Consider the following 1,048-nt stretch of genomic DNA (forward strand, 5'->3'; position numbering starts at 1 on the left):
GATGCCGACATCAGCCGCAGCCTGCTGGCCGCGCGTTATCCCGACGCCGTGTTTGAAGAATACGATCCGAATGCCGATTTTTTGAAAACCGCCGCCGCCGCGCGCAAAGGCGGTTTCTGGCAGAAGCTGACCGGCAAAACCATCCCGCAGCATTGCCAAGCCCTGACCGCGCCGTTGCCTGAAGCATCCGCCGATATGTTGTGGGCCAATCTCAGCCTCAGCCGCGCCGACGATATTTTGCCGGTATTGAAAAACTGGGCCGCTGCTTTGAAAACCGACGGATTATTGTTTTTCACGCACTTTGGCCGCGACAGCCTGAGCGAGCTGACAGGCCGTCTGAACCATGAAGGCATCGAATGCGAAGCGCCCATGCTGATTGATATGCACGACTTGGGCGATATGCTCGCCGATAACGGCTTTTACGATCCGGTAACCGACACGGCCAAGCTTGAGTTGAGCTATAAAAAAGCCGGGACGTTTTGGCAGGACATGGAAACTTTGGGGTTGTGGAATGCGTTGAAGTTCAGCAATCCGCAAGCGGCAAAGGAATGTGTGGATAAGATTTTTGCCGACGAAGGCTGTCTGAACATCACGCTTGAAACCGTGTACGGCCATGCCGTGAAGAAATTGGTGTTGCCGCAAGGGGAGAATGTGGTGCAGTTTTTCCCGAAACGGCAGGGCTAGTTTGGCGGTTGTACCGGTAGGGTTTACACAGCGATTGCATATTGTGGAATGCGGTTTGGCGTTTGTATCGATTGCCTGCGCTGTTTGACATGTATGAAAAAGGCCGTCTGAAAACTTTTCAGACGGCCTTTTGTTTGATTCCAAATTAAGCCTGTTTGGCAGCCCATTCGGCCGGAGTGGCGGCAACGGAAATCGACAGCGCGTGCAATTCGTTGCTTTCGAGTTGCGGCTTGAGACCGTCTTTAATCAGGCGGTGGCGGGCGAGGCGGGCTTTGCCTTCAAATGAGGAGGAAACGATTACGGCGAAGAAGTGATGGCCGTCGCCTTCGACTTCGACGTGTTCGCAAGGGGTAACGCCTTCAAT

General features: G+C 54.0%; 2 protein-coding genes. One reads left to right on the top strand and one right to left on the bottom strand.

From position 1 onward, the window contains the following. Window positions 1-684: class I SAM-dependent methyltransferase (locus ACTHS3_RS14355; protein ID WP_440368290.1), on the top strand; the 684-nt coding region annotated here is incomplete at its 5' end. A gap of 145 nt (window positions 685-829) precedes the next feature. Here the strand turns inward: ACTHS3_RS14355 and ACTHS3_RS14360 are convergent. Beyond that, window positions 830-1,048 (bottom strand): BolA family protein (locus ACTHS3_RS14360; RefSeq protein ID WP_440368291.1); only part of this gene is annotated, 219 nt, incomplete at its 5' end.

The organism is Neisseria sp. P0009.S007 (assembly GCF_051962515.1).